This window comes from Ruegeria sp. H6, assembly GCF_056532975.1.
The window spans coordinates 15,659-42,129 of record NZ_JBQFOA010000010.1 but is presented as its reverse complement, the minus strand read 5'-3'; the positions used below and the strand labels follow the sequence as shown (position 1 = coordinate 42,129).

Here is a 26,471-nt window from a genome sequence, read left to right as displayed (position 1 = left end):
CCTTGATTATGAAACGAAAAAAGGCCGCCCGGTTCCGGACGGCCTCGCACAGGGTTTTCTGTGGCTCAGCCGGCCAGTTGGTTGTGGCGGCGCGATACGAAGTCCTTCGCCATTTCAACCGCGACGGCTGCGTCACGGCAGTAGCCGTCCGCGCCAATGGCCTTGCCGAACTCTTCGTTCAGCGGCGCGCCGCCGACCAGTACGATATAGTCATCGCGCAGGCCCTGTTCGACCATCGTGTCGATCACGACCTTCATGTAAGGCATCGTGGTGGTCAGCAGGGCGGACATGCCCAGAATGTCGGGCTTTTCCGTCTCGAGCGCTTCTAGGTAGTTTTCAACGGGGTTGTTGATGCCCAGATCAACAACCTCAAACCCGGCGCCTTCCATCATCATCGACACAAGGTTTTTGCCGATGTCGTGAATGTCGCCCTTGACGGTGCCGATAACCATTTTGCCTACGCGCGGGGCGCCGGTTTCGGCCAGCAGCGGCTTGAGGATCGACATCCCGCCCTTCATCGCATTTGCGGCCAGCAGAACCTCGGGCACAAACAGGATGCCATCGCGGAAATCGTGCCCAACGATGGTCATGCCGCCGACCAGCGCTTTGGTCAGGATGTCGTAGGGCGTCCATCCGCGTTCGAGCAGGATGTTTACGCCTTCTTCGATTTCCTCTTTCAGACCATCATAGAGGTCGTCGAACATCTGTTCGACCAGTTCGTCGTCGTTCAGTTCGGACAGGATAATGTCTTCTTCGTCGGACATCGGGCAATTCCCTGAGCTGTGAGGGCCGCAAGGCCCAACGGTGGCATTTCATTTCGTTTTGGCCATTTTGTCGCAGATTGACTGTGACGATTGCGACCTAGGCGGTTCCGAGACCGACCTATATGCCGATATCTGGCGCATTTCAGTAGAATTTCCTTCATTGTTATCCTGCGTATTTTTCATCTCATCCCAAGTGCTTCGGGGGGAAGAGCAGCGCGCTGGTTTGTCTTCTAGGTCTTGACGCCAAATCCGGGACACGGCTGATCTTGAGTTGTTTGATCAAACTGACTAGAAAGAAGAATGAGAACAAAAAGCGAACAAACGGCATGTTTTACGAAACAGCGAGGGCGCGGGGCCGTGTCGAACCGGGCGGGGCGGTTCGAAGGATATGTCACCGAAGAAACCCCCGACGACTGGTTGGAGTTCGAAGATCTGCCCACCCTGCGGACCGAAGTTCGAAACGAAGTCGCGCGCAGTCTGATCACTTATAACCGGTCACCGGATTTACCCTTTGACCGCTCCATCAACCCTTATCGCGGATGCGAACACGGGTGCGTTTATTGCTTTGCGCGCCCGACACACGCTTATCTGGGGCTTTCGCCCGGGCTGGATTTCGAGACACGTTTGATCGCGCGTCCAAACGCGGCCGAGATCTTGAGGAAAGAGCTGTCGGCCCGGTCTTACAAAGTGGCCACAATTGCCATGGGCACAAATACTGATCCCTACCAACCGGTCGAGAAAACGCGTTTGATCACAAGGCATTGCATTGAGGTCCTGCGCGACTTCAACCATCCGCTTGCGATCGTGACGAAGGGTGCGATGATCGAACGCGATATCGACCTTCTGGCGCCCATGGCCCGTCTTGGTTTGCTGCGCGTGGGCGTCTCGCTGACCACATTGGATGCGGGCCTGTCGCGCCGGATGGAGCCGCGCGCGCCGTCTCCGCTGCGTCGCCTGAAAGCGATTGAGGCGCTGACGCGGGCTGGCATCCCGGTGCGGGTCATGACCTCTCCGCTTGTTCCGGGGCTGACGGACCATGAGTTGGAACGGCTGTTGCAAGCCGGAAAAGACGCAGGTGCGGAATCCGCCAGCTGGATCATGTTGCGGTTGCCCCGCGAAGTCTCGGCGCTGTGGCAGGAATGGTTGGCCGAACATGCGCCGGGGCAGGCGGACAAGATCATGGCGCGCCTACGCGAGATGCATGGCGGCAAGGATTACGATCCCAGATGGGGCCGTCGCATGCGCGGTGAGGGCGAATATGCTGCGATGGTGGCGCAGCGTTTCAAAACAACGATCAAGCGGTTGAATCTGGTCGAGAAAACGCCGGATTTACGCTGCGATCTGTTTCAGCGCCCTGCGCAGGCTGGGGATCAACTGACCCTGTTCTAGGGCGCAAAAGAAAACGCCCCCGAAATTTCGAGGGCGTTTGGATTGAAGCAAACCGATCAGCGGTTTTCGATATCGACATAGTCGCGGGTCGTTTCGCCCAGATACAACTGGCGTGGACGTCCGATCTTGTTCTGCGGATCGGCGATCATCTCTTTCCACTGGCTGACCCAGCCCACGGTGCGCGACAGGGCAAAGATCGGCGTGAACATGGATGTCGGGAAACCCATCGCCTCAAGAATGATACCCGAATAGAAATCCACGTTCGGGAACAGCTTTTTCTCGGCGAAATACGGATCTTCCAGGGCCTCACGCTCCAGCTCTTTGGCGACCTGAAGTTTGGGGTTGTTCTCGATGCCCAGCAGTTCCAGCACCTCGTCCGCGGACTGTTTCATCACTTTGGCGCGGGGGTCAAAGTTTTTGTAGACACGGTGGCCAAAGCCCATCAGGCGGAACGGATCGCTTTTGTCTTTGGCGCGGGCAATGAATTCAGGAATTCGATCGACCGTGCCGATCTCTTCGAGCATTTCAAGGCAGGCCTGGTTGGCCCCACCATGGGCCGGCCCCCACAAGCAGGCCACACCTGCCGCGATGCAGCCAAACGGGTTTGCACCCGAGGACGATGCCAAACGCACCGTCGATGTTGATGCGTTCTGTTCGTGATCCGCGTGCAGGGTAAAGATGCGGTCCATTGCCCGGCTGAGGATCGGATTGACCTCATATTCTTCGGCGGGGACGCTAAAGCACATGTGCAGGAAGTTGGACGCATAATCCAAGTCGTTTCGCGGATAAACAAACGGTTGTCCGGTGTGATATTTGTAGGCCCAGGCGGCGATGGTCGGCATCTTTGCGATCAAGCGGTGCGAGGCGACCTCTCGCTGATGCGGGTCCGAGATATCGGTCGAGTCGTGGTAGAAGGCCGACATCGCGCCCACAACACCCACCATGATCGCCATCGGATGCGCGTCGCGGCGGAACCCGCGATAGAAATACTGCATCTGTTCGTGCAGCATCGTGTGGCGGGTGATTGTGGTTTCAAATTCTTCCAGAACGGCCGCGCTCGGCAGCTCTCCGTACAGCAGCAAATAGCACACTTCCAGGAAATGCGATTTGCCAGCCAGCTGATCGATTGGATAACCACGGTGCAGCAGCTCGCCCTTTTCACCATCGATATAGGTGATCGTGCTGTCGCAGCTTGCGGTTGAGGTAAAGCCCGGGTCGTAGGTGAAGACCCCGGCTTCGCTGTAAAGTTTGCGGATATCAACAACGTCAGGGCCAGCGGTGGGCGAGTGAACCGGCAACTCGTATTCTTTTCCGTGGACAGTCAGAGTGGCGGTTTTATTGCTATCGGTCATTTCATCCCTTCCTCAGTCATACGCAGGCCAGATCGACATCTGACCTTGCGGGCAACGGCTGCACACGGGCGCGCAGTCCGGTTGTTAGCGGAGCAGCATTACCCGAATGTGAAGATCGGGTTTAATCTACCGCGTCAGAAATTCGCGCCAGAGTTTCCTCTTTCCCAAGCACGAGCATCATATCAAACACCGAAGGTGTCACTGAACGGCCAGCCAACACAGCCCGCAACGGACCGGCAAGCTTTCCGAACTTTACCCCTTTCGTTTCTGCAAACGAATTCAGGGCCTCCTCCAGCTCGTTCCGGGACCAGCTAACATTTTGCAGATGCGGCGTCAATTCATCCAGTATACCATCGGATACAGCGGCCAGCGCTTTTTGGGCCTTCTCATCCGGAGAGATCGGGCGCTGCGTCAGAACAAAATGCGCTTTTTCAAGAAGTTCCGGGAAGGTACGGGCCCGATCTTTCAGGCAAAACATGGCGCGCTCCAGATCACCGGATTGTGTGCTGGTCAGCGCGGGCAAGCGGGCTGCCGCCAAGTAATCTTCGATTTCCTGCCGCAGCGCAGCATCATCCGAGATCGCGATGTGCTGTCCGCAGAGGTTCTCAAGCTTTTTCAGATCAAACCGGGCAGGGCTTTTGCCGATCCCATCCAGATCGAACCAGTCCTTGGCCTGCGCGTCGGTGAAGAACTCATCATCCCCGTGACTCCATCCCAGACGCGCCAAATAGTTGCGCATCCCGGCGGCAGGATAGCCCATGGCCTGATATTCCTGTGCCCCCAGCGCCCCGTGACGTTTGCTGAGCTTCTTGCCGTCGGGCCCGTGAATCAAAGGAATATGGGCCCAAACCGGCACGTCCCAGCCCATCGCCTGATAGATCATCATCTGACGCGCTGCGTTGTTCAGGTGATCGTCGCCGCGGATGACATGGGTCACTCCCATATCGTGATCGTCCACCACAACCGCCAGCATGTAGACCGGGGTCCCATCTGAGCGCAGCAGGATCATATCGTCCAACTGGTCATTGCGGATCGTCACATCCCCTTGCACCTGATCCCGGATCACCGTTTCACCGTCTCGCGGCGCCTTGATCCGAATCGCAAAAGGCGCGTCTGGGTGGCTTTCGGGATCGGCGTCCCGCCAGGGGCTGCGGAACAGCGTCGACTTGCCCTTGGCGCGCGCCTGTTCGCGAAAGGCTGCGATTTCTTCTTGAGTTGCAAAGCACTTGTAAGCCTTGCGCTGTGCCAGCAGCTCCTGAGCGACCTCGGCGTGGCGGGCGGCCCCTTCGAATTGACTTACGACCTCGCCATCGTGGTCAAGACCCAGCCAGGACATGCCCTGCAGGATCGCCGCCGTCGCTTCTGGGGTCGAGCGTTCGCGGTCCGTGTCCTCGATCCGCAGCAGAAACTTGCCGCCGCGACCACGGGCATAAAGCCAATTGAACAGCGCGGTGCGGGCGCCACCGATATGCAGGAAACCGGTGGGAGAGGGGGCAAATCGGGTGACGACCTGATCGGACATGGTGAGGCTTAACCTTTTAGTAACCGCGACGGGCATAATCTTGGCGCCTGTGTAACGAGCCCTAATGACGGGGGCAACCATGCGTGTCTCGGCACGGATCGCGGCGGCTTTGTCGAACCAACATGGCCACCTGTTCAACTGGGTTCCGGTGTGCATGGCCATCGGCATCGGCCTGTATTTCAGCCTGACGTTCGAACCTGGACACAAGGGATATGTCGCATTGGCGATTTTTGCCGGGGCTGCGCTGATCCTGCGCAGGTGGTTGCCGCAATCTTGTGCGCCGCTCGCAATTGGCATCGCGCTGATTGCCGCGGGGTTTCTGCTTGCGGGCGCGCGTGCGCATTTGGTGGCAGAGCCTGTGTTGAACTGGCGCTACTACGGCCCGGTTGAAGGGCGCATCATTGGGCTGGATCGCTCTGCTTCTGATGCGCTTCGGATCACATTGGATCAGGTCCGGCTTGATGACGTCGCGCCTCAAAACCGACCAAGCCGCGCCCGGTTGTCGCTGCATGGCGAGCACATAGATTTGCAACCTGGGCAAAGGGTCATGACCACTGCGCATCTGTCGCCGCCGCAGGGACCGGTTGAACCCGGAGGCTTTGATTTCCGCCGTCACGCCTGGTTTCAAAAGCTGGGGGCCGTTGGCTACACGCGTGTTCCCGTGATGACGGTTGCCCCCGCCGCGCTGGGGCAGGACGGGATCCGGGTCACCGCCGCGCGCATGGCCATTTCGAACCATGTGCGCAGTGTTTTGCCCGGAGAGGTTGGCGGCTTTGCCGCCGCGGTGACCACCGGCGATCGAAGCGGGTTGAACAACGAGACGCTAGAGACCCTGCGCGCCTCCAACCTGGCGCATTTGTTGGCAATATCCGGGTTGCATATGGGGTTGCTGACCGGGTTCGTCTTTGTGATCTGCCGTATGGGTTTCTCGGCCATTCCTGCGCTGGCTTTGCGGCTTCCGGTCCGCAAACTGGCCGCGATTTGCGCGCTGATGGCCGCTACGATCTATTTGTTGTTGTCCGGCAGCAACGTCGCGACAGAGCGCGCCTTTATCATGGTGTCCGTCATGTTCGGCGCGGTGTTGATGGACCGGCGCGCGATCTCGCTGCGGGCGGTGGCGACAGCTGCGATCATCGTTTTGATCCTGCGTCCGGATTCGCTACTCAGTCCGGGATTCCAGATGTCATTTGCCGCCACAACGGCGCTTGTGGCGATCTTTGGCGGGCTGCGCGACGCCAAAGTGGCAAAGGGACCCAATTGGGCGCGACCGGTCCTGGCGGTTCTGATGTCTTCGGCAATTGCGGGTCTTGCAACCGCGCCAATCGGTGCCGCGCATTTCAACACGATGTCGCATTACGGGTTGGTCGCAAACCTGCTGTCGGTGCCGATGATGGGCACGGTCGTGGTGCCATCTGCAGTGCTGGCCGCTTTGCTTGCACCGTTCGGGCTGGACTGGATCGCGCTTGAGGTGATGGGGCTTGGCCTGCGATGGATCCTGTTCGTGGCGCAGACGACATCGGCGATGGACGGGTCGCTGGGATATGTGGCCAGCCCGCCGGGATTTGTCCTGCCTTGTCTCGCCGTTGGCGCCCTGTGGGCGATCCTCTGGCAAGGGCGTGTGCGATGGGTCGGGTTGGCAGTTATGGCTGGCACCATGACGCTGTGGGGGCAGGGCGAGCGGCCGGAAGTTCTGGTCGCGGATACCGGAGGTCTGATCGGCGTGATGACTAATGAAGGCCGCGCGCTCAGCAAAGAAAGAGGCAGCGGTTTCGTCGCCTCGGTCTGGTTGGAAAACGATGGGGACGGCGCAGATCAGGGAATGGCCGCAGGCCGTTGGCCGGGCGCGCCGGAGCCGGTTCAACGCTATCTCATCGGAAACAAAGAACTGGTGCACATTACGGGAAAGAGGGCGGCACAGAATTTTGCAGAATGCAAATCAGACCAGATCATCATATCCCCGGTCGCTCTGAACCTGAGCGGGGCCTGTGGTGTTTATGATCCTGACAAACTGCTGCGGACCGGCAGTGTTGCGATCAGCCGCGGAAAACTGGTGACAAGCGCCGACGTGACAGGTCGACGCCTGTGGTCTGGTACGGATCAGTAGCTGCGGATCAGGCCCACCAGTCGGCCTTGTACCTTCACCTTGTCGTCGGGCAGAACGCGCGTTTCATAGGCCGGGTTTGCAGCCTCAAGCGCGATGGCGTTGCCGCGGCGGAAGAACCGTTTGAGCGTCGCTTCCTGATCTTCGACCAACGCCACCACTATGTCACCATTGTCAGCAGCCGAAGTTTCGCGGATCACAACCACGTCGCCATCGTTGATGCCCGCGTCGATCATCGAGTCGCCCCGAACCTCAAGCGCATAGTGCTCGCCCTTGCCGGACACCATCGAACCGGGCACCGCAACCCGGTGCGAGACATGGCTGATCGCCTCAATCGGAACACCTGCAGCGATCCGGCCCATGACGGGCAGTTCCAGCGCGTCCACGGTCACGGGTTCAAAATTCGCTGGCCGCGGGCCCGAGGGTTTGTCGCCTTCGATGACGCGTGGGTTAAAGCCAGCCGTTGGCTCACCACCAAGGCTTTCTGGTAATTTCACAATTTCGATAGCGCGGGCGCGGTGGGCCAGTCGTCGGATGAACCCGCGTTCTTCCAACGCTGTGATCAGCCGGTGGATGCCGGATTTGGACCGCAGATCCAGCGCAGCCTTCATTTCATCAAAACTGGGGGGAACACCGTCCGATTGAACGCGTTTATGGATGAATTCCAGCAAATCCAATTGCTTCTTGGTCAGCATTGCTCAAACCTCGTCGCTCATGCGTTTTCTTTTGTTCTACGCATGTTCACGTTTTGTGTCAACGGATTTGCAATGTTCTCAGATTGGCAGGTAGCGAACCACGTCGCCCGTCGGGCGCTCAGGATCTTCGGGATCGCGCACCAAAAGGGCGTTGGCCTGGGCCAGAACGCTCAGCAAAGAGCTGTCCTGATCGGCACAGGCCCGGATGCCGTTTTCGTCAACGATTGCACGCATATAGTGTTCCCGTGGGCCGTTCTTGCCGATGGGCTCCAACAACCGGGCAGAGCGGAACGGATCCAGCACCTGATCCATCCCCAGCATCTGGCGCACCATCGGGACAAGAAACAGATACCCGCAGACCATCGCGCTGACCGGATTGCCGGGCAGACCAACCATGGCCGCGTCACCCATGCGCCCCGCCATTAGTGGTTTTCCGGGCCGCATCCGAATCTTGTAAAAGGACCGCTCCATCCCCATCGCTTCGGAAACGTTTGCGACCAGATCATAATCCCCGACAGAGGCACCGCCGATGGTCACCACAAGATCGGCGCCCTGCGCCAGTTTGAAGGCCGTTTCAAGCGAGGCGGTGGTGTCTTTGGCAATCGGCAGAATGCGGACATGTGCGCCCGCGTTTTCCAGCATGGCTTTGAGGCCAAAGGTATTTGACGCGATGATCTGATCGGGGCCGGGGGTTTCACCGGGCATCACCAATTCATCGCCGGTCGATATCAGGGCGATCTGAGGTTTGCGTGAGACCGTCACCTCGGGCACGTTCATAGCGGCAATCAGGGCGACATCTTCGGGTCGCAAAAGGCGCGGTGTGTCGATTGTTGTGCCGATGGTGAAATCCACACCGGCAGGGCGGATGTTCGATTTGGGTCCGGGCGCGTCTGTGATGGTGATCAGGTCGCCGCGCCGCTCGACATCCTCTTGGATGACCACGAAATCGGCGCCTTCGGGAATGGGTGCACCAGTGAAAATGCGCACAGCCTGGCCTGGCCCAACCGTGCCCACATACCGAGCGCCTGCTGCCGCTTCGCCGATGACTTTGAACATCGCGTGCAGCTCGACTTCGTCGGATTTGACCGCATAACCATCCATCGAGGACGCTGCGAAGGGCGGCTGATCCCGGGTTGCAACCACATCTGCCGCAAGAAAGCGTCCGGCGGCATCGGCCAAGGGTACGCTTTCGGTCTCAGAGCGGCCGATCAGATCAAACAGCAGGGCACGGGCGTCTTTAACAGATATCATTCCGCTTCATAACGCCCTGATTTTCCGCCGTCTTTCAGCAATACGCGCATGCCGCCGATCTCCATCTCTTTGTCGACGGCCTTGGCCATGTCATAGACCGTAAGCGCGGCAGTGGACACGGCTGTCAGGGCCTCCATCTCAACCCCGGTCTGGCCGGTGGTCTTGACGGTTGCTTCAATCTGAACCCCGGGCAAATCCGGGTCCAGCGTCAGCTCAACGGCCACGCGGGTCACGGGCAGCGGGTGACACAGGGGGATCAGGTCAGGCGTTTTCTTTGCCCCCATGATCCCGGCCAGCCGGGCCACCCCCAGAACGTCGCCCTTCTTGGCGCGGCCTTCGGAAATGATTTCAAAGGTTTCCTGCGCCATCTTGATGTGACCAGCAGCAACAGCGACGCGGTCGGTGACGGCCTTGTCTGAGACATCGACCATATGCGCCTGGCCTTGAGCATCGAAGTGGGTCAGCGGCATCACATCACCCCGGGGCCAAGCGGATTAGCCAGCAAGGCGCGGGTTGCAGCCTCGACATCATCCTGACGCATCAGGCTTTCGCCGATCAGAAAGCACCGCGCGCCGTAGCGGGCAATATCGGCCAAATCGGCGGGGGTGCTAAGGCCGCTTTCGCACACAATTGTCCGATCTGCGGGAACAAGCTTTGACAGGCGGCGCGTGGTGTCCAACGTTGTCTCAAAGGTCTTGAGGTTGCGGTTGTTGATCCCGATCAGCGGGCTTTTCAACACGGAAGCGCGTTCCAGTTCAGCCTCGTCGTGAACCTCGATCAAAACATCCATGCCCCAGTCAAAGGCGGTTTGCTCAAGCTCTTCGGCCTGCGCGTCACTGACCGAAGCCATGATGATCAAGATGCAGTCGGCGTCCAGTGCGCGCGCCTCGATCACCTGATAGGGGTCATACATGAAATCCTTGCGCAAAGCGGGCAGCGTAGTCGCGGCGCGGGCCTGGGTCAGAAAATCCTTGGCGCCCTGAAAGCTTGGCGTATCTGTCAGCACCGACAGACATGTTGCACCGCCATCTTCATAGGCTTTTGCCAGAACCGGCGGATCAAAGTCGTCGCGGATCAAACCCTTTGACGGGCTGGCCTTTTTGACCTCTGCGATCAGGCCATATCCCTGGCGCGAGGCATGTTGCAAAGCATCGGCAAACCCGCGTGGCTCGGACGCAGATTTTGCCTCGGCTTCAAGGATTTCCAAAGATTTGTTGGCCTTGTCTGCGGCCACTTCTTCCAGCTTGTAGGCTTTGATCTTGTCCAGAACGGTCTCAGTCATGCGGCTTCCTGTGTGATGCGCGCCAGGGCAGTAATTTTATCTTTGGCTTTTCCGCTGTCGATGCTTTCGGCAGCGCGGGCGACACCTTCGCGCAGATCGCCAACCGCATCCGCCACCACCAGAGCAGCCGCGGAATTGAGCAGCACCGCATCGCGATAGGCCGAGGGTTCGCCGTCCAGCAAGGCCTGGAACGCAACTGCATTTTCTTCGGGTGTGCCACCGATGATGTCTTCGAACGGATGTACCGGCAGTCCCGCATCTTCGGGGTGGATCTCAGCCTCTTTCACGGTGCCGCCTTCGACCGAGGCGACCCAGCTGACGCCGGTGATTGTCAGCTCGTCCGTGCCGTCCGAGCCGTGTACCAGCCAGGCGTGTTCCGCGCCCAACAGGCCAAGCGTTTCGGCCATCGGGCGGATCAGATCGCGGCTGAAGGCGCCGGTCAGTTGGCGTTTGACACCAGCGGGATTGGTCAGCGGCCCAAGAATGTTGAAGATCGTGCGTGTGCCAAGTTCTTGCCGCGAGGGCATCACATGGGCAATCGCCGGGTGATGCATCGGCGCCATCATAAAGCCGATACCGACCTCTTCCAGCGCCTTTTCAACGACTTCGGGGCCAACCATAACGTTGATACCCAATTGCCCCAGCGCATCTGCCGCGCCGGACTTTGAACTGAGGTTGCGGTTGCCGTGTTTCGCAACCGTGACACCGGCACCGGCCACGACAAATGCGGTCGCGGTCGAGATGTTAAGCGTACCTTTACCGTCACCACCTGTGCCCACGATATCCATCGCGCCATCCGGCGCGGTGACGGGGTTGCATTTTGCGCGCATCACAGCAGCGGCAGCGGCGTATTCGTCAACAGATTCTCCGCGTGTCCGCATTGCCATCAACAACCCGCCGATCTGGCTGGGCGTGGCGGCCCCGTCGAACAGGATTTCAAAGGCTTGCTCGGCCTCGGCACGGGTCAGGTGCCGGTCAGCCGCTGCACCGATCAGCGGTTTCAACAGGTCGCTCATGCGGGGACTTTCATCTCGTTCAGGAAATTCTTGAGCAACGCATGGCCATGCTCGGACGCGATGGATTCCGGGTGGAACTGAACGCCGTGAATGGGCAGTTCCTTGTGCTGCAACCCCATGATGGTTCCATCGTCGAGTTCAGCCGTGATCCCAAGACTGTCGGGCAGAGTGTCGCGATCCACGATCAGCGAATGATATCGCGTCGCCTCAAACGGCGAGGGCAGCCCGGCGAACAGACCTTTGCCGGTGTGGTGCATGGTGCCCATCTTGCCGTGTACAATCTCGTGGCAGCGCACAACGTTGCCACCAAACACTTGCCCGATTGTTTGATGCCCAAGACAGACGCCCATCAGGGGCGTTCTGGTCTCGGCTGCGGCTTGCGTCAGGGCAAGGCAGATCCCGGCCTGATCCGGATCACAAGGACCCGGGCTTAGCAAGATGCCAGCAGGGTTCATGGCCATTGCTTCCTGTACGTCCAGGGCATCATTTCGACGCACGACCATTTCGGCCCCAAGTTCGCCCAAATAATGAACCAGGTTGTAGGTAAACGAGTCATAGTTGTCGATCAGCAGCAGCATTTGGGCACTTATCTTCCTATTGGCATTTCGGGCTAGCGATACAGCCCCCGGCCACGGTATAATGTCGGGACATACATGCTCAGGCTTGTGCGGCAGCGTCAAGGGGACATCCCCAATCTGATTGCCACGCAAGGAAGTACCGCACAAGACGGTGTCCTGACATGTGAGGCAGATAGCAACGCGAGAGGCGAGGTTACAATGGGCGGATATATCGGTGGATTGGGCGCCGGGTTGGTCAGTGTTCTGGCAATAGCTGCGGTTTTGTCGACGAACACACCGCTGACACGCAAGCCGGAAGTCACAACAGAAGCGCCGAAAGTGGGCGCCGCGCCAGAACCTTTGGCTGGCGCCATTGAAGATACGGCAACGGCGGATGCCGGTTTGGTCAAGTTGGTGCCCCGTGCGCCCGAAACACCAGCCGAGGCGACAGAGACGTTGGCGGAATTGGACGCTGCGGTTGTAAGTTCTGATTCTCAGCCTGAAAGCGGGGCGGCCCCGTCTGCGCCCGCAACGCCAGAAACTCCGCCGGAACAGGTGGTTCGTGTCCGGTCGGAACAGCCTGCGCCACAGCCGGCCCTTGTGACCACGCCTGAAACGCCGCAGAACACGGCCGAGCAACCTGAATTGGTCGAAAACGTCCCTGCGCCTGCGCAGGAAGAGGTTGTCGTGGCCGAGCCTGTTCAAGAAGAACCGGTTCAGGACGAGCCCGCGACGGTAGAACCTGTTCAGGACGTGGTTGAAGTTCTGCCCGAGGCAGAGCCCGAGCCCGAAATTCTGGCCGAAGTCGTGGTCGAGCCCGAGATCAATCTGCAAGACAATCCGATCGCGGTCGAAGGCGAGGAGGACACAACGCCTCGCAAAGAACCGCGTGTATCGTCCCTGCCGCAGATTACCGCTGATGAGGGCCAGACCGGCGGAACGCTGATCGGCAAGCGCGTTGTCCCCCTGACCGAACGGGACAATGCCGAGGAAGAAGTGGTCGAAGCCGAGCCGGTGCCCGCAAAGACGGGCAAACCGATCGAAGATCATGCGGCCGATTTTGAAAATCCAGAAGACAAGCCCTTGATGTCGATCATCCTGATTGATGATGAGGGGTCGTTCGGGGCAGAGGCGCTTCAGGATTTCCCTTATCCGCTAAGCTTTGCAATTAGCCCGTCTGATCCTGACGCCGCCGAGAAAATGGCCCGCCACCGTGCGGCCGGGTTCGAGGTTCTGGCGCTGACAGATCTGCCCGAAGCCGCAAGCGCGCAGGACGCCGAAGTCTCGTTGTCGGTCTGGTTGGATACGTTGCCCGAGGCGGTCGGTATTCTTGAAGGCGTCGAAAGTGGCATTCAGGGCAATCGAAAACTGGCCGATCAGGTGGCCGCAATTGCGGGCGCATCGGGTCGCGGCCTGATCACGCAGGATAGCGGGCTGAACACGGTGCAGAAACTGGCCGCGCGCAATGGTGTTCCCTCTGGCGTGGTGTTCCGCGATTTTGATGGCGCAAAACAGGATGCCAAGGTCATGCGCCGGTTCCTGGATCAGGCGGCGTTCCGCGCCGGGCAGGAGGGCGCTGTTGTCATGATGGGTCGCGTTCGGCCCGAGACGATATCAGCGCTGCTGATGTGGGGGCTGGAAGATCGTGACAACCGGGTAGCACTTGCCCCGATCTCAGCCGTGATGATCAGCCAAGTGCCCGAAGGCGCGGCGTCTTTGGAGTATTGATGGTGTAAGCGGGCCTCCCGCTTACCCGTTCCCGTTGCCGGTAAAGCGCGCCGCGTCTGCGGCCGCCCGGCGAATAGCGTTGGACTTGTGGACGGTCTCCATAAACTCAGCCTCGGGATCGCTGTCATAGACCACTCCACCACCGGCCTGAATGTAAAGCTTGCGATCCTTCACGATGGCGGTGCGCAAGGCGATACACATATCCATATCGCCACCCGCGCTGAAATAGCCGACCCCGCCGCCATAAACGCCGCGCTTTTCAGGCTCTAGCTCGTCGATGATTTCCATGGCACGCACTTTGGGCGCGCCAGAAACCGTACCTGCGGGCATACCGGCAAAGAACGCATCGAGGGCATCCTTGTCCTCGGCCAGTTCGCCAACCACGTTCGAGACGATGTGCATAACATGGCTATAGCGTTCGATGATGAATTCTTCGGTTGGACGAACGGTTCCGATCTTGGCCACGCGGCCCGTGTCGTTGCGACCCAGGTCCAGCAGCATAAGATGCTCAGCCAGTTCTTTCTTGTCCGCCAGCAAATCCAGCTCGTTCGCCTTGTCCTCTTCCGGCGTTGCGCCGCGCGGGCGAGTGCCTGCGATGGGACGGATTGTCACTTCGTCGCCAAAGACACGGACCAGGATTTCGGGGCTTGCGCCGACAACCTGAAAACCGCCGAAGTTGAAATAGAACATGAAGGGCGACGGGTTAGTGCGCCGCAGAGACCGATAAAGCGCAAAGGGCGGCAGCGGGAAATCCTGCGTCCAACGCTGCGCTGGCACCACCTGAAAGATGTCGCCCGCGCGGATGTATTCCTTGGCTTTTTCAACCGCTTCCATGTAGCCCGACTTGGTGAAATTCGACACCGGAGGCGCGATTTCATGGGCGTCCCCCAGATCGCGAGACTCAGCAGGCATGGCGCGTTCCAGATCGCGCACGGCGTCCATGACCCTTTCGGCGGCTTGCGCATAAGCAGCCTTGGCCGATTGGCCGTCGCTGACCCAGGCGGGTGACACCACGGTGACCTCGCCTTTGACACCGTCCAGAACCGCAATAACCGAGGGGCGCATCATGATTGCGTCAGGCAATTCCAGCGGGTCGGGATTCACGTTCGGCAGGTATTCAACCAGCCGCACCATGTCATATCCCAGATACCCAAACAGCCCCGCCGCAGCCTGCGGCAGGTCGTCAGGCAAGGCGATCCGAGATTCCGCCAGCAAGTCGCGCAGGTTATCCATCGGATTGCCGTCTTGCGGCTCGAAACTGTCCGGATCAAAGCGGGCAGAGCGGTTTAGCGCGCTTTGTTCGCCATGGCAGCGCCAGATCAGGTCGGGTTTCATCCCGATGATCGAATAGCGCCCGCGCACCTCTCCGCCAGTGACGGATTCCAGCATGAACGCGTCTTTCTGCGCGCCTGTCAGCTTGAGCATCAGCGAAACCGGCGTATCAAGATCGGCAGCAAGACGGGTATAAACAACCTGGTTTTCACCCGCCTCATAGGCGCGCGCAAAACTGTCGAACTCGGGTGTCAGGGCCATCTTGGAACTCTAGTGCTGGCTGGCCTGAACAGCATTCAGGGCTTGCTGGTCAACCACGGGGCGTGCGCGGGTCTGGGCGTCGCGGACATAGATATCAAAAATGTTCTGCGCCAGCGCCTGGTTCATCTGCGCGGCCAGAGCCTCTTGCATCAGACGCTGTTCTTCGGTTTCAGCCGGGGGCAGTTCTTCGTCCAGACGCACGATCAGAGCGGTGCCTTCGCCAGGTACGATGCGCAATTCGCCCGGTTCCATCTCGAAAATCTGTTCCATGAAATTGACCGGCGCGTCGCCGATGAATGCGGTGCGCGTCACGGCGTTTTCAACGCGGAATGGCAGACCTGTTGCGGTGAAATCGCCATCCGCCTGCAGTTGGGTCAACACCGTTTCGGCCTGCGCCTGCAGTGCCTTGGCGGTTTCATCCTGCGTCCATGCCGCGATAACGGCAGGGCGCGCGTTGTCCAGCGGTTCGGGGCGCGGGGGAAGAACGTCGTCCAGGCGCAGCGCAAAGATCGAGCCATCTTCGAGGAACTCAATCTCGGGGAAGTCACCGTCCTGAACGGCCTGCGCAACCGAGCGGAAACCGTCATAGGCGGCAACACCTTCGTCGCTTTGGCGGGTCCAATCGATCTGCCCCAGCTCCATTTCGGTTTCGGTTACCAGTTCTTCTAAGGTCGCTCCACCAGCCAACAGATCGTTGATGTCCTCGGCTTGCGCCTCGATCATGCGGCGGGCACGGTCCGAAGCCAGTTCCTGACGCAGCTCGGGCTCGGCGGTTTCAAAAGAGACGCTGTTGGCGGCAAGTGTTCCGTTGATACGGAACAAGGCCGGACCAAAGGTCGAAGGCAAAGGGCCAACGACATCGTCAATCTCGGCAGCAAAGACCGCATCAGCGGCGTCGCCAAGATCTTCTCGTGTGACATCGCCCAGGTCAATGTCGCTCAGTTCCAGCTGACGGTCCCGCACCAGTTGTTCGAAACTCGTGCCGACCTCGAACTGTGCCAGGGCTTGTGTCGCGCTCTCTTCGTCGGGAAAGACCAGCCGTTCAACCAAGCGCCGTTCGGGCTGTTGATATTGGTCCGCGCGCTGATCATAGAGCCGGCGCAGATCTTCCTCGGGCACTTCGATGGTATCCAGCAGCGCATCCGGCGACAGGATCGCATAGGTCAGCTGTTTGGTTCGGGGCAGGGTGAAGCGATCAGTGTTGTCGTCATAATAGGTCTGCACCTGCGCGGCCGTCGGGGCAGGCACAGGCGTTTCCAGCGCATCTGCGGCCAACGTCGCCATGGTGAAACTGCGACGGGTCAGCACATAGTCCGACAGCGCCTGTGTCAGGGTCATCGGCATCTCAACGCCGCCCATGAGTGCGCCCTGAACCAAAGTGCGTGCAGATTCCTTGCGCAGATCGGATTCGAATTCGGCATCCGTCATGCCGACCTGTTCCAGCTGAAACCGGTAGGCTTCGCGGTCAAAAGTGCCGTCAACACCTTGAAACGCCGGAATTTGTACAATCTCGGCCTGCAAATTCTCGTCACCGATAGAGATACCAAGCTGGGCAACTTCGTTGTCCAGCGCCGCGGTCGAGATCAGGCGCGACAGGGCAAGGCGGTCCAGTCCAATTTCGTGCGCTTGAGAAATCTGCATGGGCTGCCCGGTTTGGGCCTCGACCGCGCGGATTTCGCGCTGCAATTCGCGGAAATAGTCATCGACCGAGACATGCTCGTCCCCGACGGTGGCAACGGTGCGCACCGTACCGGTCAGGCTGGTTGCACCGAACCCGGCCAGGCCAAGCATCAAAAGCCCCATGAGGATCCAGACAAAGGTTTTGGACAGGTTTTTCATGTGACCTCTTGATGTCTAACGGCAGTCATTGCCCGTTCGCTTGCGGCCTTGAATACGACGCGCATCGCCGGGGGGCAAGATCAGAAGGAAACCGATGCCAGACGGTTGAACAATTGCCCGATTCCCGCGCGGTCCAGGTTGGCGAATGCGACCCGGACCTGACGCTTTCCGGAGGGGTCGGTTTCAGGCACAAACATGGTGCCCGGCAACAGCAGAACGCCTGCGTCCGGCACCAGCCTGCGGGCCAACTCGTCCGATGGCAGATCGAACGGATGTTCCAGATAGGCGAAATAGGCACCCAGACCCAACAAACGCCAGCCTTTGGCCTCAAGCGCGGGCATGCCTTCGGCAATTGCCGCGCGGCGGTCGAGGATTTCGTCACGCTCACCCGCGACCCATTGCGACAGGTTCTGCATGCCCCAAAGGGCCGCGAACTGCCCGATCTGGCCGGGGCAAATGGCGACCGTATCCAGAAACTTCTCCATCTCGGCCAGAAGACCCGTGCCCGTTGCGACAGCGCCAACGCGGTGCCCGGTTAGGCGGTATGCTTTGGAGAACGAATAGAGATGAACCAGCGTCTCATCCCAGCCCGGTTGCTGGAACAACTCATGCGGCGGGCCAGAGCGGCTGTCAAAGTCGCGATAGGTTTCATCAACGATCAGTTTCACACCGGTTTCGCGGGACAGATCATAAAAGGCGCGCACCAGCTCGGCTGGATATTCCACACCGCCCGGATTGTTCGGTGTGACCAGTGCAATCGCGCGCGTCTTAGGGGTGATCAGCCCGCGTGCTGTGTCCGGGTCGGGCAGAAGATCATCGCCCGTGGGCAGATCAATCGCCGCGACACCCGCCATATCCAGCCACATTTTATGGTTGAAATACCAGGGCGTTGGCAGGATAACCTCATCCCCTTCATCGGTGATGGCCGAAATGGTGGCCGCGAAGGCTTGATTGCAGCCCGATGTAATGGCGACCTGATCAGCGGTGACCGTGGCATCGTAATGCTGTCCGATCTGAGCGGCCAAAGCACCGCGCAGATCGTCGTTGCCCAGAACCGGACCATAGAGATGCGCGCTGTCTTCGCGCACAGCGAACTCCGCCATTGCCTGACGCAGGGCCAGTGGCGGCGGATCGACCGGTGCCGCCTGACTGACATTGATCAAGGGACGGTCGTTGGGAAAGGTTACCCCGTCCAGCCATCGCCGCGCCTCCATCACCGGAGGGGCAAATGTGGCTTTGGTACGGGTTTGGGTCATGAGGATTGTTTGCGAGGCTCTGCCTCGCGCTCCGAGGTATTTTTGAACAAAAGTAGGACGAGTCAGTCCGTGCCCCGGTAGGGTTCGACATATTGCAAGGCCATGTCCCAAGGGAAGAAGATCCAGGTGTCCTGGCTAACCTCGGTGATAAAGGTATCCACCATCGGGCGACCTTGGGGCTTGGCGTAGACGGTTGCGAAATGGGCATTGGGATACATCTCGCGCACCAGTTCGAGTGTCTTGCCACTGTCGACCAGATCATCGACGATCAAGATGCCCGTGCCATCGCCCATCAGGCCTGCATCCGGCGCCTTGAGCACTTCTGCCTGACCGCGTTCCTGATGGTGATAGGACCGCACGCTGATCGTATCGACAGTGCGAATGTCCAATTCGCGGCTGACAATCATGGCCGGGGCCATGCCGCCGCGGGTGATCGCTACGACCGCGCGCCAATTGCCATCATCGGGGCCCTGACCGTCGAGCCGCCACGCAAGCGCGCGCGAGTCACGGTGAATTTGATCCCAGCTGATGTGAAAACCCTTTTCGTGGGGCAGACGGTCTTTGGCGCTCATCGCTGTTACCCTTTTTCCACGTCCGGTGCATCGACTGCTTTCATGCCGACGATGTGATAGCCCGAATCCACGTGCAGGTTTTCGCCGGTCACGCCGCTGCTGAGATCCGACAGCAGATACAGCGCCGATTTGCCTACATCGTTGATGGTCACGTTGCGGCGCAGGGGCGAATTGTACTCGTTCCACTTCATGATATAGCGGAAATCACCGATACCACTGGCGGCCAGCGTTTTGATCGGTCCGGCCGAGATCGAGTTGACGCGGATACCGTCCTTGCCCAGATCCTCGGCCAGGTATTTGACCGACGCCTCAAGCGCAGCCTTGGCGACACCCATGACATTATAATGGGGCATGACCTGCTCGGCCCCGTAATAGGTGAGCGTGACGGCACTGCCGCCTTCGCCCATCATCTTTTCAGCGCGCTGCATGACGGCGGTGAACGAATACACCGAGACATCCATGGTCAGATTGAAATTGGCGCGGCTGGTATCGACATAGCGCCCGCGCAATTCGTTCTTGTCAGAAAATCCGATGGCGTGAACCACAAAATCCAGCTTGCCCCATTTTTCTTCCAGCGCGCCAAAGAGCGTATCGATCGAAGCTTCGTCGCTGACATCGCAGGGCAGGACAATTTCGCTGCCCAATTGCGCTGCCAGCGGATCGACGCGCTTTTTCAGCGCATCACCCTGGTAGGAAAACGCCAGCTCGGCGCCAGCGTCGGACAAGGCGCGGGCTATTCCCCATGCGATTGATTTGTCATTGGCCAGTCCCATGATGAGGCCGCGTTTGCCGGCCATCAACTGATTTGACATGTTTAGGTTCTCCGCCTGTCGTCGCGTTGTGTTTGGTTGGTTTATGCCATTGATTGGCCTGCATCAAGGCCATGCGCTCTTGCCCGGAGCGTGATCTCGCCGTAGGGTCGTTAATAAATGTTTCCAGGGGATGGAAATGAACGAGCAAAGCGGCATTTTTGCCGGCACCGATCCATTTGATATTGCACGTCGGTGGTTGGCAGAAGCTGAAGTGACGGAACCAAATGATCCGAACGCGATTGCTTTGGCGACCGTGGATTCGGAAGGCATGCCAAATGCCCGAATGGTCCTGTTGAAAGAAATCGAGGCTGAGGCCTTTGTGTTTTATACCAACTACCACAGCAAAAAAGCACAGGAGCTGAATAGCGCCGGGACAGGGGCGTTTGTGATGCATTGGAAATCCTTGCGGCGTCAGATTCGTGTTCGTGGTACAATTACCCGCGAAGATGGACCGCAGGCGGATGAGTATTACGCCTCGCGATCACTCAAAAGCAGGCTGGGGGCCTGGGCCTCGCACCAATCCCAGCCTTTGGACAGCAGGGCCTCATTGATGGCTGAAGTGGCAAAAGTTACGGCCAAGCTTGGCCCGAACCCGCCGCGCCCTAGTTTTTGGGGTGGATACCGACTGACACCGGTTGAAATTGAGTTCTGGGCGGATGGTGCCTTTCGATTGCATGACAGGTTTCGCTGGACGAAGAATGCGCCCGATGCCGCGTGGGAGATACAGAGGTTGAATCCATGACGTTCGCGTATCGTGAAATGCAACACACCAGAAACAAAGAGTTTTTTCGGCTTGAAATTACTAAGTATTTCAATCAACAACGGACCCCTAAAACCGTGGCGATTTGCGTATTGAGAAAACTGTGCCAGAAGATTTGAACAGCATGTATCGAGTCCGTGGACACGTGAAATGGTTCGACCCTGCGAAAGGGTACGGATTCGTTGTGTCTGACGAAGGCGGGCCGGATATTCTGTTGCATGTCAATGTATTGCGCAACTTCGGGCAAAGCTCGGTAGCCGATGGCGCTGGCATCGAGATCATGACGCACAAGACGGATCGGGGTGTTCAGGCCGTTGAGGTCATCCGCATCGATCCGCCCGAGCGCGCCGATACGCTGCTGCTGGCGGATTTCGCCGAGCTCGATCCCAATACCATTGCGCAAGCCCCGCTAGAGGCCGCGCGCGTCAAGTGGTTCGACAAGGGCAAGGGGTTCGGTTTTGCCAATGTGTTTGGCAGTAACGAAGACGTTTTCCTGCATATAGAAGTGCTTCGCAGGTCCGGTCTTGCTGATCTGCAGCCCGGCGAGGCCCTGGCAATGCGCGTCATCGACGGCAAACGTGGTCGGATGGCGGCTCAGGTCTTGGCGTGGGAAGCCGCGTTAGGCGTCTGATATCCGCATGTTCCGATTCCTTGTCGCCCTGTTCGTTCTGACAATCGCCCTGGGCAGCCAGGTTCTCGCAGACTGTCGGGCGGATCGCGTCACTTTGCGAAATGGCCAAACGGAAGTCCGGTTCGATATCGAATTGGCACAAACCCAACAGGAACGATCGCGCGGATTGATGTTTGTCGAACATTTGCCCAATCGGTCGGGCATGCTGTTTATCTTCGACCCGCCGCAACCTGTCGCGTTCTGGATGAAAAACACTCTGATTCCCTTGGACATGATCTTTGTGGATCGGGCAGGGACTGTGACTCGTGTTCACCAGGGCGCTATTCCCGGTGATCTCACTCCGATTGAGGGCGGTGATTCAGTGTATGCAGTGCTTGAAATCAACGCGGGCCTGTCCGCGCGCTATGGGATTGAGCCTGGCACACAGTTGCGGCACGAAGTTTTTTCACAAGGTCCCGCAATTTGGCCGTGTTAGGGCTTTTCAAATCAGAACAGCCCGTTTAGGAAGGCGCACGGTCCGGGGCGTGGCGCAGTCTGGTAGCGCACCTGTTTTGGGTACAGGGGGTCGTAGGTTCGAATCCTGCCGCCCCGACCATTTCTTTCTTACACGGGTATTCCACCATAACTGGTGTAGAGCCGCGAGAAATCGCGGTCGAGCGTTTCGCTTTCCACAGGTATCCTGATCGTTCCGCCATCCTTTTGCGGCACCAGAAAAAACGTGTCGGCATCGACCTGATACCCGCCCTGATTCCTGGTCGAGCTTAACCGGGTGACGATGCGTGGCAGATCCTGCGGATAACCATCAAAGCTGAGAATCAAAAAGGCGGTGGCTTCGGGTGTCAGAAGCGCCCGGCACTCGACTGCGTCCTTGCCCGCTTTGACGTAATCCTCACCCGGTCCGGCGCAATCCGTTTCGAATGTCTTGAACAGGGTTTCCGGATAGTTCGCAAATTGCGCACTGCGAGAGGCCTTGGGCTGTTCTTGTGGTGTACACGCCACAAAAAGGGCCAGCAAAGGAACTAGGCAAAGCGCGCGCATCCCAAAAACCACTCTGATCAATTCGGGTCTGTCTGTCAGACTATGGCATCTCATTTGGTTACGCGACGATGATTCTGTGAAATCCTCGTTAATGTGCGTTTACGTGATGAATGGCCGGTAACTGTGCCCGGGAAAATGAGAATTCCGTCTGGAAAATGGTTAACGCTCCTGTGGAGCAATGCCGCCCTTTCTGTGGAAGAATCGCACATGGGCAAATTCCCGCTGGCCCAATCCGTCGGGTCAACAAAAAAGATTTCAAAAATCGCTGAAAAAGTCCGTTGACCAACTATGGGTGAATACGTCAGATTGTATGAGCCGGACAGTGTGCCACTAAATCTGGTAGGCAATGACCAGAAACGGGCGCCGGGGCAAGGGACAGATAACTACCATTGTGACGTTTAACCGAATGCGCGGTTTTGTGCTGCTTAGGGCAGCTACCTGATCCTTTTGTCCAAATTTCCGGCACGCATAGGGCGGCAGCCTTCAACACAATATTTGGTGTTGGGTCGGTCGAAATTGAAAAGTTTGAAGCTGGGGCAGCGGACATGAAAATTGAAAGAAAATTCACCAAGCCAGAACAGGATGCATACGCTGATCTGGATTTTGTGTCCGCGACATCCGAAATCCGCAATCCCGACGGAACCATTGTGTTCCGTCTTGATGACATCGAAGTGCCCGCAAGCTGGAGTCAGGTCGCAAGTGATGTCATTGCGCAGAAGTATTTCCGCAAAGCGGGCGTTCCGTCCAAGCTGAAGAAGGTCAAAGAAAAAGACGTTCCCGAATTCCTGTGGCGTTCGGTTCCGGCTGATGGTGCTGAATTTGACGGGGAAACCTCGTCGAAGCAGGTGTTTGACCGTCTGGCCGGCGCCTGGGCATATTGGGGCTGGAAAGGCGGCTACTTCTCGACCGAGGATGACGCGCGCGCATACTTTGACGAGATGCGCTATATGCTGGCGACCCAGCGCGCCGCGCCGAACTCGCCGCAGTGGTTCAACACCGGTCTGCACTGGGCTTATGGTATCGATGGTCCGGCGCAGGGGCACCACTATGTGGACTACAAAACCGGCAAACTGACAAAATCGAAATCCGCCTATGAGCATCCGCAGCCGCATGCGTGCTTTATTCAGTCCGTCGATGATGATCTGGTGAACGAAGGCGGCATCATGGACCTGTGGGTGCGCGAAGCGCGCCTGTTCAAGTACGGCTCGGGCACAGGCACCAATTTCAGCCATCTGCGAGCCGAAGGGGAATCGCTGTCGGGTGGCGGCAAATCCTCGGGCCTGATGGGCTTTCTCAAGATCGGCGACCGCGCCGCAGGCGCGATCAAATCGGGCGGCACAACCCGTCGGGCAGCGAAGATGGTGATCGTCGATGCCGATCACCCCGATATCGAGCAATTCATCGAATGGAAGGTGATCGAAGAGCAGAAAGTGGCCTCGATCGTTGCCGGATCGAAGATGCACGAGAAGATGCTGAACGGCATATTCGAGGCCATCCGCTCCTGGGACGGTGCGGCAGATGACGCCTATGATCCCAACAAGAACGATAGCCTGAAGACAGCTGTGCGTGAGGCGAAGAAGGTCGCGATCCCTGAGACTTATATCAAGCGCGTGCTGGATTATGCGCGGCAGGGCCACGACAGCATCGAGTTCCCGACCTATGATACGGACTGGGATTCGGAAGCCTATAGCTCGGTCTCAGGCCAGAACTCGAACAACTCGATCCGTGTGACCAACGCGTTCCTGACCGCCGTTGAGAAAGACGCCGATTGGGAGTTGATCAACCGCACCGATGGCAAAGTCGCCAAGACCGTCAAGGCCCGCGATCTGTGGGAAAAGGTTGGACATGCCGCATGGGCCTGCGCCGATCCCGGAATCCAGTTCCATGACACGGTGAACGAATGGCACACTTGCCCCGAAGATGGTGAGATCCGTGGTTCGAACCCGTGCTCGGAGTATATGTTCCTCGACGACACAGCCTGCAACCTGGCGTCAATGAACCTGCTGACCTTCCTCAAGGATGGTGAGTTCCAAGCGGCGGATTACATGCATGCCTCGCGTTTGTGGACCCTGACGCTGGAAATCTCGGTAACGATGGCACAGTTCCCGTCTAAGGAAATCGCGCAGCTGTCCTATGACTTCCGCACTTTGGGTCTGGGCTATGCCAATATCGGCGGCCTGCTGATGAACATGGGCTACAGCTACGACTCGGATGAGGGTCGGGCGATTTGTGGCGCGCTGACCGCGATCATGACCGGTGTAGCCTATGCGACCTCGGCTGAAATCGCCGGTGAGCTGGGCGCCTTCAAAGGCTATGAGCGCAACGCGGATCATATGCTGCGCGTCATCCGCAACCATCGCCGCGCGTCGCAGGGCGTTACCGAGGGCTACGAGAAACTGGCCGTCAAGCCTGTGCCTCTGGACCACGGAAACTGCCCGGACAAGCGTCTGGTCGATCTGGCCATGTCGGCTTGGGATGAGGCACTGAGCCTCGGTGAGAAAAACGGTTACCGCAACGCGCAGGCCACCGTGATCGCACCGACCGGCACTATCGGTCTGGTAATGGACTGCGACACGACCGGGATTGAGCCGGACTTTGCGCTGGTCAAGTTCAAGAAGCTGGCCGGCGGCGGGTATTTCAAGATCATCAACCGCTCGGTGCCCTCGGCGTTGGAGAAGCTGGGCTATTCCTCGGCACAGATCGAAGAGATCGTCAGCTATGCGGTTGGTCACGGCACTATCGGCAACGCGCCGGGGATCAACCACACCTCGCTGACCGGTCATGGCTTTGGCCCCAATGAACTGGCCAAGGTGGACGCTGCACTGGAAAGCGCCTTCGACATCCGGTTCGTCTTCAACCAGTGGACGCTGGGTGAGGATTTCTGCACCGGCGTTCTGGGCATCCCGGCAACCAAGCTGAATGACCCGACATTCGATCTGCTGCGCCATCTGGGCTTTACAAAGGCGGATATCGATGCAGCCAACGACCATGTCTGTGGAACCATGACGCTGGAAGGCGCGCCACATCTGAAAGAAGAGCACTATTCAATCTTCGACTGCGCCAACCCGTGCGGCAAGAAAGGCAAGCGTTTCCTTGGGGTTGATAGCCACATCACCATGATGGCCGCAGCACAAAGCTTCATCTCGGGTGCGATCAGCAAGACGATCAACATGCCGAATGACGCGACCATCGAGGATTGCCAGAAGGCGTATGAACTGTCGTGGTCGCTGGGCGTGAAGGCCAACGCGCTGTATCGCGACGGCTCGAAGCTGTCGCAGCCTTTGGCGGCTGCACTGGTCGAGGATGACGACGAAGCGGCAGAAGTGCTGGAAAGCGGCTCACCCGCGGAAAAGGCCGCCGTTCTGGCCGAGAAGGTGATCGAGAAGGTTGTGGTCAAGGAATTGGTCCGCTCGCATCGCGAGAAGATGCCCGAACGTCGCAAGGGCTATACGCAAAAGGCCATCGTCGGCGGTCACAAGGTCTATCTGCGTACCGGTGAATATTCGGATGGTTCGCTGGGCGAGATATTCATCGACATGCACAAGGAAGGCGCTGGCTTCCGGGCGATGATGAACAACTTTGCCATCGCGGTCTCGGTTGGTCTGCAATACGGCGTGCCGCTGGAAGAGTTCGTGGATGCCTTTACCTTCACCAAGTTCGAACCGGCGGGGATGGTGCAGGGCAACGACTCGATCAAGAACGCGACGTCGATCCTGGACTACATCTTCCGCGAATTGGCCGTGTCCTATCTGGATCGCACCGATCTGGCACATGTAAAACCAGAAGGGGCCACATTCGACGATATCGGTCGTGGCGAGGATGAGGGCGTCTCGAACGTGTCGGAAATTAGCGACAGCGCCGCGTCCAAGTCTCTGGAAGTGCTGAAACAAATCAGCTCGACCGGGTATTTGCGCAAGCGCCTGCCGCAGGATCTGGCGATGTTCAGCCCGCAGACCGAAACCGGTGGACTGGCCGAACCCGCCGCTGTGTTCGACGCTCCGGCCGAACCCGCCGTGACGACGACCATGGACGCCCGGACCAAAGCCAAAATGCAGGGTTACGAAGGCGATCCGTGTGGCGAATGCGGAAACTACACGCTGGTGCGCAACGGCACCTGCATGAAGTGCAACACCTGCGGGGCAACAAGCGGGTGTAGTTGAGACTACCACCCCGGCAATGGGGTGGAGGGACCGTGATATTCCCCCCGAACATCCGGTCCCGACGAACACGGAGCAATGCGCTGAGACTTACCGACAACGCTTTGCTCCACTCGGTCGGCATGCCCGTGCTGGCCGGGAACAGGGTGGGGCGGAATATTGCTCTTTCCCACTCTCTCACGGGGCGGGTGCGCTCGTCCCATGCGCAGTCCAGGC

The 26,471-nt window shown here is 58.7% G+C and carries 22 protein-coding genes and 1 tRNA gene; 8 read left to right on the top strand and 15 right to left on the bottom strand.

Going from position 1 to position 26,471, the window contains the following annotated elements:
* Nucleotides 1-65: 65 nt before the first annotated feature.
* A complete protein-coding gene (locus ACR0AG_RS15930) occupies nt 66-764 on the bottom strand; it encodes a corrinoid protein (RefSeq protein ID WP_480840662.1) in 699 nt (232 codons plus the stop codon).
* 300 nt (nt 765-1,064) lie between these two features.
* Here ACR0AG_RS15930 and ACR0AG_RS15925 point away from each other — a divergent pair, with 300 nt between their 5' ends.
* Nucleotides 1,065-2,153 (top strand): PA0069 family radical SAM protein, encoded by a 1,089-nt coding sequence (locus tag ACR0AG_RS15925; protein ID WP_480840660.1) that lies wholly within the window; start codon nt 1,065-1,067, stop codon nt 2,151-2,153.
* 56 nt (nt 2,154-2,209) lie between these two features.
* Here the strand turns inward: ACR0AG_RS15925 and gltA are convergent, their stop codons facing one another.
* Nucleotides 2,210-3,505 (bottom strand): citrate synthase, encoded by a 1,296-nt coding sequence (gene gltA / locus ACR0AG_RS15920; RefSeq protein ID WP_480840658.1) that lies wholly within the window; start codon nt 3,503-3,505, stop codon nt 2,210-2,212.
* Nucleotides 3,506-3,626: 121 nt separating this feature from the next.
* A complete protein-coding gene (gene gltX, locus ACR0AG_RS15915; RefSeq protein WP_480840656.1) occupies nt 3,627-5,027 on the bottom strand; it encodes a glutamate--tRNA ligase in 1,401 nt (466 codons plus the stop codon).
* A gap of 79 nt (nt 5,028-5,106) precedes the next feature.
* Here gltX and ACR0AG_RS15910 point away from each other — a divergent pair, with 79 nt between their 5' ends.
* The gene (locus tag ACR0AG_RS15910) at nt 5,107-7,131 is read left to right on the top strand and encodes a ComEC/Rec2 family competence protein (RefSeq protein ID WP_480840654.1); all 2,025 of its coding nucleotides are present in this window, start codon (nt 5,107-5,109) and stop codon (nt 7,129-7,131) included.
* On the opposite strand, the gene lexA is transcribed toward ACR0AG_RS15910, so the two are convergent.
* From lexA to ACR0AG_RS15880, 6 genes are all read right to left on the bottom strand, one after another.
* Complete coding sequence (gene lexA / locus ACR0AG_RS15905) at nt 7,125-7,823, bottom strand: transcriptional repressor LexA (protein ID WP_480840652.1); 699 nt, start codon at nt 7,821-7,823, stop codon at nt 7,125-7,127. The genes ACR0AG_RS15910 and lexA overlap by 7 nt on opposite strands.
* Before the next feature lie 78 nt (nt 7,824-7,901).
* On the bottom strand, nt 7,902-9,074 hold the full coding sequence (locus tag ACR0AG_RS15900; RefSeq protein WP_480840650.1) for a molybdopterin molybdotransferase MoeA: 1,173 nt from the start codon (nt 9,072-9,074) through the stop codon (nt 7,902-7,904).
* Nucleotides 9,071-9,544: a cyclic pyranopterin monophosphate synthase MoaC gene (moaC, locus tag ACR0AG_RS15895; protein WP_480840648.1), complete on the bottom strand. Its 474-nt coding sequence runs from the start codon at nt 9,542-9,544 to the stop codon at nt 9,071-9,073. The genes ACR0AG_RS15900 and moaC overlap by 4 nt, the downstream gene beginning before the upstream one ends.
* Entirely contained in the window at nt 9,544-10,356 is an 813-nt protein-coding gene (trpC, locus tag ACR0AG_RS15890) for an indole-3-glycerol phosphate synthase TrpC (RefSeq protein WP_480840646.1), read from the bottom strand. The genes moaC and trpC overlap by 1 nt, the downstream gene beginning before the upstream one ends.
* On the bottom strand, nt 10,353-11,372 hold the full coding sequence (gene trpD, locus ACR0AG_RS15885; RefSeq protein ID WP_480840644.1) for an anthranilate phosphoribosyltransferase: 1,020 nt from the start codon (nt 11,370-11,372) through the stop codon (nt 10,353-10,355). Before trpD ends, trpC begins: the two co-directional genes overlap by 4 nt.
* Entirely contained in the window at nt 11,369-11,950 is a 582-nt protein-coding gene (locus ACR0AG_RS15880; protein WP_480840642.1) for an anthranilate synthase component II, read from the bottom strand. Before ACR0AG_RS15880 ends, trpD begins: the two co-directional genes overlap by 4 nt.
* A 198-nt stretch (nt 11,951-12,148) precedes the next feature.
* On the opposite strand from ACR0AG_RS15880, the gene ACR0AG_RS15875 reads away from it, so the two are divergent.
* On the top strand, nt 12,149-13,657 hold the full coding sequence (locus tag ACR0AG_RS15875) for a divergent polysaccharide deacetylase family protein (protein WP_480840640.1): 1,509 nt from the start codon (nt 12,149-12,151) through the stop codon (nt 13,655-13,657).
* 21 nt (nt 13,658-13,678) lie between these two features.
* Here ACR0AG_RS15875 and trpE read toward each other — a convergent pair whose 3' ends face one another.
* The 5 genes from trpE to fabI form a co-directional block, all read right to left on the bottom strand.
* Entirely contained in the window at nt 13,679-15,190 is a 1,512-nt protein-coding gene (trpE, locus tag ACR0AG_RS15870) for an anthranilate synthase component I (RefSeq protein ID WP_480840638.1), read from the bottom strand.
* Between the two features lie 9 nt (nt 15,191-15,199).
* Nucleotides 15,200-17,029: a peptidyl-prolyl cis-trans isomerase gene (locus ACR0AG_RS15865; protein ID WP_480840636.1), complete on the bottom strand. Its 1,830-nt coding sequence runs from the start codon at nt 17,027-17,029 to the stop codon at nt 15,200-15,202.
* An 80-nt stretch (nt 17,030-17,109) separates the two neighbouring features.
* Nucleotides 17,110-18,285, bottom strand: a complete 1,176-nt coding sequence (locus ACR0AG_RS15860; protein WP_480840634.1) for an aminotransferase — start codon at nt 18,283-18,285, stop codon at nt 17,110-17,112.
* Nucleotides 18,286-18,347: 62 nt separating this feature from the next.
* Nucleotides 18,348-18,857 (bottom strand): xanthine phosphoribosyltransferase, encoded by a 510-nt coding sequence (gene gpt, locus ACR0AG_RS15855; protein WP_480840632.1) that lies wholly within the window; start codon nt 18,855-18,857, stop codon nt 18,348-18,350.
* 5 nt (nt 18,858-18,862) lie between these two features.
* Nucleotides 18,863-19,669, bottom strand: coding sequence for an enoyl-ACP reductase FabI (fabI, locus tag ACR0AG_RS15850; RefSeq protein WP_480840630.1), 807 nt, complete (start codon nt 19,667-19,669; stop codon nt 18,863-18,865).
* 136 nt (nt 19,670-19,805) lie between these two features.
* Here fabI and pdxH point away from each other — a divergent pair, with 136 nt between their 5' ends.
* The 4 genes from pdxH to ACR0AG_RS15830 all read left to right on the top strand — a co-directional run bounded on the left by pdxH (nt 19,806) and on the right by ACR0AG_RS15830 (nt 21,655).
* Nucleotides 19,806-20,411, top strand: coding sequence for a pyridoxamine 5'-phosphate oxidase (pdxH, locus tag ACR0AG_RS15845; protein WP_480840628.1), 606 nt, complete (start codon nt 19,806-19,808; stop codon nt 20,409-20,411).
* Between the two features lie 121 nt (nt 20,412-20,532).
* On the top strand, nt 20,533-21,060 hold the full coding sequence (locus ACR0AG_RS15840) for a cold-shock protein (RefSeq protein WP_480840626.1): 528 nt from the start codon (nt 20,533-20,535) through the stop codon (nt 21,058-21,060).
* Nucleotides 21,061-21,067: 7 nt separating this feature from the next.
* Complete coding sequence (locus ACR0AG_RS15835) at nt 21,068-21,535, top strand: DUF192 domain-containing protein (RefSeq protein ID WP_480840624.1); 468 nt, start codon at nt 21,068-21,070, stop codon at nt 21,533-21,535.
* Nucleotides 21,536-21,578: 43 nt separating this feature from the next.
* A tRNA-Pro gene (locus ACR0AG_RS15830) sits at nt 21,579-21,655 on the top strand.
* An 8-nt stretch (nt 21,656-21,663) separates the two neighbouring features.
* Here ACR0AG_RS15830 and ACR0AG_RS15825 read toward each other — a convergent pair.
* Nucleotides 21,664-22,059: a hypothetical protein gene (locus ACR0AG_RS15825; RefSeq protein ID WP_480840622.1), complete on the bottom strand. Its 396-nt coding sequence runs from the start codon at nt 22,057-22,059 to the stop codon at nt 21,664-21,666.
* 584 nt (nt 22,060-22,643) lie between these two features.
* Here ACR0AG_RS15825 and ACR0AG_RS15820 point away from each other — a divergent pair.
* Complete coding sequence (locus tag ACR0AG_RS15820) at nt 22,644-26,258, top strand: vitamin B12-dependent ribonucleotide reductase (RefSeq protein WP_480840620.1); 3,615 nt, start codon at nt 22,644-22,646, stop codon at nt 26,256-26,258.
* The last annotated feature ends 213 nt before the right edge of the window (nt 26,259-26,471 follow it).

What these genes read in the sequence shown, in the direction of transcription:
- ACR0AG_RS15930 (WP_480840662.1), bottom strand. Translation starts at nt 764, where the DNA reads ATGTCCGACGAAGAAGACATTATCCTGTCCGAACTGAACGACGACGAA.
- ACR0AG_RS15925 (WP_480840660.1), top strand. Translation starts at nt 1,065, where the DNA reads ATGAGAACAAAAAGCGAACAAACGGCATGTTTTACGAAACAGCGAGGG.
- gltA (WP_480840658.1), bottom strand. Translation starts at nt 3,505, where the DNA reads ATGACCGATAGCAATAAAACCGCCACTCTGACTGTCCACGGAAAAGAA.
- gltX (WP_480840656.1), bottom strand. Translation starts at nt 5,027, where the DNA reads ATGTCCGATCAGGTCGTCACCCGATTTGCCCCCTCTCCCACCGGTTTC.
- ACR0AG_RS15910 (WP_480840654.1), top strand. Translation starts at nt 5,107, where the DNA reads ATGCGTGTCTCGGCACGGATCGCGGCGGCTTTGTCGAACCAACATGGC.
- lexA (WP_480840652.1), bottom strand. Translation starts at nt 7,823, where the DNA reads ATGCTGACCAAGAAGCAATTGGATTTGCTGGAATTCATCCATAAACGC.
- ACR0AG_RS15900 (WP_480840650.1), bottom strand. Translation starts at nt 9,074, where the DNA reads ATGATATCTGTTAAAGACGCCCGTGCCCTGCTGTTTGATCTGATCGGC.
- moaC (WP_480840648.1), bottom strand. Translation starts at nt 9,544, where the DNA reads ATGCCGCTGACCCACTTCGATGCTCAAGGCCAGGCGCATATGGTCGAT.
- trpC (WP_480840646.1), bottom strand. Translation starts at nt 10,356, where the DNA reads ATGACTGAGACCGTTCTGGACAAGATCAAAGCCTACAAGCTGGAAGAA.
- trpD (WP_480840644.1), bottom strand. Translation starts at nt 11,372, where the DNA reads ATGAGCGACCTGTTGAAACCGCTGATCGGTGCAGCGGCTGACCGGCAC.
- ACR0AG_RS15880 (WP_480840642.1), bottom strand. Translation starts at nt 11,950, where the DNA reads ATGCTGCTGCTGATCGACAACTATGACTCGTTTACCTACAACCTGGTT.
- ACR0AG_RS15875 (WP_480840640.1), top strand. Translation starts at nt 12,149, where the DNA reads ATGGGCGGATATATCGGTGGATTGGGCGCCGGGTTGGTCAGTGTTCTG.
- trpE (WP_480840638.1), bottom strand. Translation starts at nt 15,190, where the DNA reads ATGGCCCTGACACCCGAGTTCGACAGTTTTGCGCGCGCCTATGAGGCG.
- ACR0AG_RS15865 (WP_480840636.1), bottom strand. Translation starts at nt 17,029, where the DNA reads ATGAAAAACCTGTCCAAAACCTTTGTCTGGATCCTCATGGGGCTTTTG.
- ACR0AG_RS15860 (WP_480840634.1), bottom strand. Translation starts at nt 18,285, where the DNA reads ATGACCCAAACCCGTACCAAAGCCACATTTGCCCCTCCGGTGATGGAG.
- gpt (WP_480840632.1), bottom strand. Translation starts at nt 18,857, where the DNA reads ATGAGCGCCAAAGACCGTCTGCCCCACGAAAAGGGTTTTCACATCAGC.
- fabI (WP_480840630.1), bottom strand. Translation starts at nt 19,669, where the DNA reads ATGTCAAATCAGTTGATGGCCGGCAAACGCGGCCTCATCATGGGACTG.
- pdxH (WP_480840628.1), top strand. Translation starts at nt 19,806, where the DNA reads ATGAACGAGCAAAGCGGCATTTTTGCCGGCACCGATCCATTTGATATT.
- ACR0AG_RS15835 (WP_480840624.1), top strand. Translation starts at nt 21,068, where the DNA reads ATGTTCCGATTCCTTGTCGCCCTGTTCGTTCTGACAATCGCCCTGGGC.
- ACR0AG_RS15820 (WP_480840620.1), top strand. Translation starts at nt 22,644, where the DNA reads ATGAAAATTGAAAGAAAATTCACCAAGCCAGAACAGGATGCATACGCT.